The sequence below is a fragment of the Methanobrevibacter sp. genome, assembly GCF_045112895.1.
Lineage (GTDB): Archaea > Methanobacteriota > Methanobacteria > Methanobacteriales > Methanobacteriaceae > Methanocatella.
This window is the reverse complement of the sequence record NZ_JBGUIH010000044.1, coordinates 1-6347: the sequence shown is the minus strand read 5'-3', so window position 1 is coordinate 6347 and position 6347 is coordinate 1. Positions and strand designations below refer to the sequence as shown.

The following is a 6347-nucleotide window of genomic DNA, read 5'->3' as shown; positions in this document are numbered from 1 at the left end:
AACTTCTTCAATCGCTTTAGAATTTGATGAATTAATTCCTGATGAAATTTATTCATGGACTGAAGCTGATTTCGCAAAATATCAAGTTCCTATTGGAAACTCAAGATTCCCAATCACTGACTTCTTCGACATTACTGTAGTTGGAGAAGCTAACGGACCTGATGAAGTTGAAATGATTCTCAACGGTGATTTAAACAGAGTAAAATACATCGGTTGTAAAATGAGCGGTGGAAACATCATCTGTAACAGCAGTGTAGATTTACACGTTGGTGCAGAAATGTCCGGTGGTTCCATTCTCGTTAAAGGTGATGCAGCAGCTCACGCTGGAAGAGAAATGTCCGGCGGATACCTTGAAATCGAAGGAAATACCAAAGAATTTACCGGTGCTTCATACATTGGTGAATGGAGAGGTATGACTGGTGGACAAATCGTTGTTGGCGGTAACGCTGGAAAACAATGTGGTGAATGTTTAACCGGTGGAAGAATTCACGTTAAAGGTAACTGTGATATCTTAGCTGGTATTCACATGACCAAAGGTATCATCGAAATCGACGGTGACGTAAACCGTTGGCCTGGTGGTCAGATGAAAAACGGTAACATTATCATCCACGGATTCCTCGGTAGATTACTTGAAGGATTTGTTCTCGATGGTATCGTTGTAGATCCAGAAGTTGAAGGAATTACATTCCCAGGTAAATATATTAAATATACTGGAGATATTGGTCTTAACGGTAAAGGTAACCTTTACTTAGGTGCTGAAGCTAACAAAGAAAAATTAGCTGAGTACGGAGAATTAGACGACGAATATACTTCAATCAGAGAATACAGGAATTTATAATTCCTCTCTCTTTTCTTTTTTTATTTTTAAGCTGTTGATAATATGGTAGAAGAAGTTCAGATGACTTTTGATGAAGCATTGGAATATGTTAAAAACGAAGTCGAAGTTGGAGATCTTTTAGAAGTTTCATACAATCGTATCTTTGCTCCTGGTGAAGTTTTAGGTTTCACAGAAGAGGATGAGATGACTGGTGAAGGTTATAGGGTAGGTCTTCAGTTAACAGGTAAAATTTTAAATCAATGTGTCGAGCTCGATTTCAATGAGATTGAGGATGATTTAATCGAATTGCGCCACATTACAGATGACAAGGAACTTATTATAGAAATTCTATAATTTCTCTCTTTTTTCTATTTATTTTTTTTAAATTGCTTTTCCGCAAATCCGTATTTTTGTTCGTTAATATACAAACATTTATATAGTAATCTGATATAATTATATTTACTTGGAGATGGTTATCATGAACGAATTAGAATTAACTACAAAAGAAGCCGTAAACTACCTAAAGGAAAATGTTAAAATTCATGATAAGATTGAAATTTCATATAATAGGATTTTTGCAGAAGGCGAAGTCTTGAATATGGATTTTTCAGAATATTTTGGAGAACCGGGTTTTAAAATGCTAGTTTCACTTGATGAAAGCCAAATAGGTTCTACTGTAGAAATCGATATTTATGAAGTGGAAGATGATATAATCGAATTTGTTCACTATCCAAAAAATGGTGAAGAAGTGGATGTGACTGTAATATAGTTACAATCTATCCATTTTTTCAAAACGAATTAATTTTTCAATAGCTTTGACTTCAACATCTATTCCCTTTTCTTTTATTGCACCAATTGAATTTAAACCACTGCCTGTTACAACACCGAAGTTATAGTTGTCTGCCTTTGCATTGTATGTTACTTCCCGTGGTTTACCAATCTTATAAATTGAAAATCCGATATTCTTGAGAATTTCTAAAAGATATACTGCATAGTCTCGGGATATATGTGGAATTTCCTTAAAACTGGCTAATATTTTGTTAGGTCCAATTCCTCCGCTTATTGAGGTCATGTTTTTTGCCAAAAATATTTGATGCGGATCTTCTGTTGAACCATTGTAGGAAATCAAGTCAATGAATAATGGCGGTTCTGTAAGCTCAAGCAGCCCTCCATATCTTGGATTGCTCATGATTCCATTGTCAATCAATATTCCATCAATGCTCAGACTACAGATTGTAGCTATTCCAATTTTATCGTCATCGTTCGGATGGCTGATTAACTGGTAATATGGATTGATGTATTTTGGATTGGAATTATAGGCCTCCTCCATTATTTTCAAAGATGAATCCAAGTCATCCTTATTGATGTAGGATACATTTGAAATGATGTCTCCTTTTCTTTTTTCTACATCAAAATTAACCTGTTGGATTAAATTCCATGTTTTTGAAAGCAAGAACGGTATTTTTGGTTGGATTTCATGTTCAACTTCTTTAAGTGAATGCTTAAAAGTTGAGGTTATAGGTGATAGGTTCTTAAAGTCTGTTATTTCTTCAGCTATTTTAATGTCAATATTTTGATTTTCCTCTTGAACGGCACAGAATGGTGTAATTCCACCTACAACGGCTATTCCGACCATTCCATCTGGAACTGGAATTCCTAAAATATCTTTTCCTTCATCAGAAATGCCTATTACTCCTCCAATTCCTATTTTATTGAGGCTATTTATTATGTCAACGGCCTTAGACCTTCCGATTCCAGGTATAAGTCTGAAGTTTGCAGGAATTATTCCGTTACCGTTGTCAACAACGTCAAGCACTGATGTGAAGCCGGGTGTTGAAAATGCATCCAGCGGTGTCACTGATGTCTTTTTGTAGGATATCAGTTCAGTGAATTTGATCGGCTTGTAGTCCTCTATTTTCAGCAGCCCTCCGTATTGCGGCTGTGAAGGTATTCCTTCATTAAGGAGTATCCCGTCTATTGTGGTTCCGCACAATGTTGTTACATTAATTTTACTTTCATTTGCAATTCTATTTAAATTAACATAAGGGCTAACAGAAAGGCCACTTTCGATAATTCTTTTAATTATATCAATAGATTCTTCGTTATAAATGGTTGAAGTATTAACAACTACATTTCCTTCTTGTGCCATATAGTTGAAGTCAGTCAAATAAATCATTTCCTCAAATCTTGAGTAGATGAAATCGACTTGATCGTAAATCAATCCTTTTTCTAGTTTTTCACGACCGAGATTTGTGATGCGTCTTCCGGAATACCCCATCTTTTCGGTAAATCCCTTTTCATCCAGGATTTGCATGTGGTATCTGACAGCACGCTCACCTAAATTAAAGCCTTTGTTTCTCAATTCATCAGCTATTAATTTAGAGCCTGTAGGCTTGTCCTGTTCGTTCAGGATTCTTAAAATCTCCATCATTCTATGTTCAGATTCTGACATAAAAAAGCTCCGCAGTTAATACAGATTAAAAAAATGAAAAATAATATTTAGATTTAGATATCTAAATATTTTCTTTGTTCGTATCCAAATACTTGAACACGGTATTCGTCCCATTCTTGATATTTGAGCTCTAGGAATTTTTGACTGATGTGGTCACCTAAAGCGCCTAATATAAGTGGGTCCTCTTCAAGTGCATGGTAAGCTTCCCATAGACTTGATGGCAAGACTTTAATGCCCATGGATTCTCTTTCTTCTTCGGTTAATTGGTAGATGTTGATTTCAGTAGGTTCACCAGGGTCAATTTTATTTTGTATACCGTCGATACCTGCTTCAAGCATTACGGCGAATGCCAAGTATGGGTTACATGCTGGGTCAGGTGCTCTGTATTCAATACGGGTTGCTTTTCCACGTGCTGCAGGAACTCTGATTAAAGCGGATCTGTTTTTAAGACCGTATGCTCTGTATACAGGTGCTTCATAACCAGGCACCAAACGTTTGTATGAGTTTACAATCGGGTTGGTAATTGCAGTTAATGCAGGAGCGTGTTTTAACAATCCTCCCATGAAGTAGAGAGCATCTTTTGAAAGACCGGTGTCTGAGTTAGGATCAGAGAACAGGTTTTTGTCGCCTTTGAAGATTGATTGGTGACAGTGCATACCACTACCGTTAACTCCGAAGAAAGGTTTTGGCATGAATGTTACCCTGTAATCTAATTGATCAAAGGTAGCCATATTATCTACAATAGCTTTAATAGCTTGTTTAAATGTGATTACTGCATCAGCAGTTTTTAAAGCATCTTTAAATTTAAATGCAATTTCGTTTTGACCAGGAGCTACTTCGTGGTGAGATGCTTCAACTTCGAAGTCCAATTCTTCTAGGTTTAAGGTTAATTCTCTTCTGAAATCAGGCCCTTTGTCTAATGGTTCTACATCAAAGTATGTCGCATCATCGTATGGCATTGGGTATCCGTTTTCGTCAATGTCCACAATAAAGAATTCAGGTTCCGGACCGATGTTATATTGTAAGCCCATTTTTTTGATTTTTGCTAAGGATTTTTTCAATACGCTTCTTGGGTCACCGACGAACGGTTCCTGTTCAGGTGTCCAGACATCACAGATGAATCTACATACTGCGGACTCTTCAGGTCTCCAGGATAATCTTGAGTATGTGTTGATGTCAGGTTTTAGGACAAGGTCACTTTCGTTGATTCCGACAAATCCTGCAATTGAGGATCCGTCAAACAACATTCCTTCAGTAAAGAGGTCTTCCATATCTTCTTTGTTGAATGGAATAACAATATTTTTTACAGTACCATTTATATCGACAAATTGCAGACGGATAAATTTGATGTTATCCTCGGTCATTTGTTCGATTACACTTTGCATTTTTTCTTCATTAATTTCGCTCATCTAATCAAGCTCCAATATATGTGTAATATTGAATTTAAAAAAGTAGTCGGAAAGTATCTTCCTACCTTGGAAATATATTTCCACCTCATCGTATATAAAGGTTTTGCAAAAATAGTTAGTTAATTGTAATATGTCGTTTTTAGTATATTAATGTATAAGTTTATTTCAAATTTATAAAAATAATGCTATCGATTTTAGATTTTGATAGTCAATTGTTCAAATGGATATAGAAAATGAATAAAAAATTGAGGCAATGTTTAGATTTTGCCTGCCAAAAATGAAAAAATCAAAATTTTCCCTTTTGTTTAGAAGTGGTCAAATTCGCTTCCAAAGTACTCATGGACTTTAACAAGCTCTTCTGGAATGTCCAGCATTTGAGTGCAAAATGGAATGCATTCTCCACATTGTATGCAGCTGTCCGCCCTTGAATCCTCATCAATCAATGAAAAATATTGCATTGCGCTGGCTTTGGGATCATCCATCATGTGGGCAATGTTGTATTCGGTCAGGCAGTTGATGATGTCAACGCCATGGGGGCATGGCATGCAGTAGCCGCATCTTGTGCAGTTGTTTCCGAGATGGGTTCTGTAGGTTCTTGCAACCTCCCTGATTATTTCCTGGTCATAGTCGCTGATGATGTCCTCTTTGGAAGCTATTTCAATGTTCTGTTTAACCTGCTCCAGGCGGGTCATGCCGCTTAGGACGCAATCCACATCATCCCTGTTCCATAGGTATTGCAATGCCCACTCGACAGGGGTTCTTTTTGTCTCGGCCATATTCCATAAGTCCTGAACGTCCTGAGGGATATTGTTGACCAGTCTGCCTCCGCGAAGAGGCTCCATAATCATGCTTCCGACATTCGCCTCTTTCAGGTAGTTGAGGCCCATCACTCCGGATTGGTAATATTCGTCGAGGTAATTCATTTGGGTCAGGGCAACTTCCCATTTGGGATATTCGTCGAGAATCTCAATCAGATAGTCAACTTCAATATGTGATGAGAATCCAACATGCCTGACTTTGCCGCTGCTTAAGCAATCGTCCAAAAAGTCTAAAACGCCCAGTTCATTGACTTTAGTCCAATCAGGCACTGTCAGCGAATGCAACAGGTAAATGTCGACATAGTCTGTCTGCAGCTTCTCAAGCTGTATGTCAAGATAATAGTCAAAATCAGTCCTTTTCTCCATCAGCCAGGAAGGGGATTTTGTCTGAAGCAGAATTTCATCCCTTAAATCGTTTTCCTTTAGAAATTTGCCAACAAACACTTCGCTGTTTCCATTTCCATCCAGCTCTTTTGAGTGGTAAGGATAAGCGGTATCGATAATGTTGATTCCGTTTTCAATTCCATACTTAAGCATTGCAGACGCTTCCTGCTCATCAATGTTCTCATTGGAACCTTTGGTCGGAAGCCTCATTGTTCCAAAACCAAGCCTGGATACTTCAAGGCCTGTCTTTCCAAGTGTATTATATAGCATGTTCAAACCTCAATTATTAAATTAGATATCTGCTAAAACAAGTATAAAATGATTATGATTTGAAAAAATATTTTATTTAAAAATAGTTTAGATGGTAAATTCCTGGGATATAGGATGCCGGGGGCGGGATTCGAACCCGCGATCTCACGGTATCCCAGGAATAAGTCAGAGCACTGCTTTATTACCCTATGAGCCGT

Annotated in this window: 6 protein-coding genes; 3 read left to right on the top strand and 3 right to left on the bottom strand. The window is 37.4% G+C overall.

Going from position 1 to position 6347, the window contains the following annotated elements; all coding sequences use genetic code 11:
• The 3 genes from ACJMLD_RS08135 to ACJMLD_RS08125 form a co-directional block, all read left to right on the top strand.
• The coding region (locus tag ACJMLD_RS08135; RefSeq protein ID WP_405270351.1) for a formylmethanofuran dehydrogenase subunit C at window positions 1-838 on the top strand (838 nt) is incomplete at its 5' end.
• Window positions 839-880: 42 nt separating this feature from the next.
• Window positions 881-1171, top strand: a complete 291-nt coding sequence (locus ACJMLD_RS08130; RefSeq protein WP_405270349.1) for a DUF2097 domain-containing protein — start codon at window positions 881-883, stop codon at window positions 1169-1171.
• Between the two features lie 124 nt (window positions 1172-1295).
• Window positions 1296-1586, top strand: a complete 291-nt coding sequence (locus ACJMLD_RS08125) for a DUF2097 domain-containing protein (RefSeq protein WP_405270347.1) — start codon at window positions 1296-1298, stop codon at window positions 1584-1586.
• On the opposite strand, the gene ACJMLD_RS08120 is transcribed toward ACJMLD_RS08125, so the two are convergent.
• From ACJMLD_RS08120 to ACJMLD_RS08110, 3 genes are all read right to left on the bottom strand, one after another.
• Window positions 1587-3269, bottom strand: coding sequence for an NrpR regulatory domain-containing protein (locus ACJMLD_RS08120; RefSeq protein ID WP_405270345.1), 1683 nt, complete (start codon window positions 3267-3269; stop codon window positions 1587-1589).
• A 53-nt stretch (window positions 3270-3322) separates the two neighbouring features.
• Window positions 3323-4678 carry a type I glutamate--ammonia ligase gene (glnA, locus tag ACJMLD_RS08115; RefSeq protein ID WP_405270343.1) on the bottom strand — a complete coding sequence of 452 codons (1356 nt, stop codon included), beginning with the start codon at window positions 4676-4678 and terminating at the stop codon, window positions 3323-3325.
• A 305-nt stretch (window positions 4679-4983) separates the two neighbouring features.
• Window positions 4984-6150: an aldo/keto reductase gene (locus tag ACJMLD_RS08110; RefSeq protein WP_405270341.1), complete on the bottom strand. Its 1167-nt coding sequence runs from the start codon at window positions 6148-6150 to the stop codon at window positions 4984-4986.
• Window positions 6151-6347 lie beyond the last annotated feature (197 nt).

What these genes read in the sequence shown, in the direction of transcription:
- ACJMLD_RS08110 (WP_405270341.1), bottom strand. Translation starts at nt 6,150, where the DNA reads ATGCTATATAATACACTTGGAAAGACAGGCCTTGAAGTATCCAGGCTT.
- ACJMLD_RS08125 (WP_405270347.1), top strand. Translation starts at nt 1,296, where the DNA reads ATGAACGAATTAGAATTAACTACAAAAGAAGCCGTAAACTACCTAAAG.
- ACJMLD_RS08120 (WP_405270345.1), bottom strand. Translation starts at nt 3,269, where the DNA reads ATGTCAGAATCTGAACATAGAATGATGGAGATTTTAAGAATCCTGAAC.
- ACJMLD_RS08130 (WP_405270349.1), top strand. Translation starts at nt 881, where the DNA reads ATGGTAGAAGAAGTTCAGATGACTTTTGATGAAGCATTGGAATATGTT.
- glnA (WP_405270343.1), bottom strand. Translation starts at nt 4,678, where the DNA reads ATGAGCGAAATTAATGAAGAAAAAATGCAAAGTGTAATCGAACAAATG.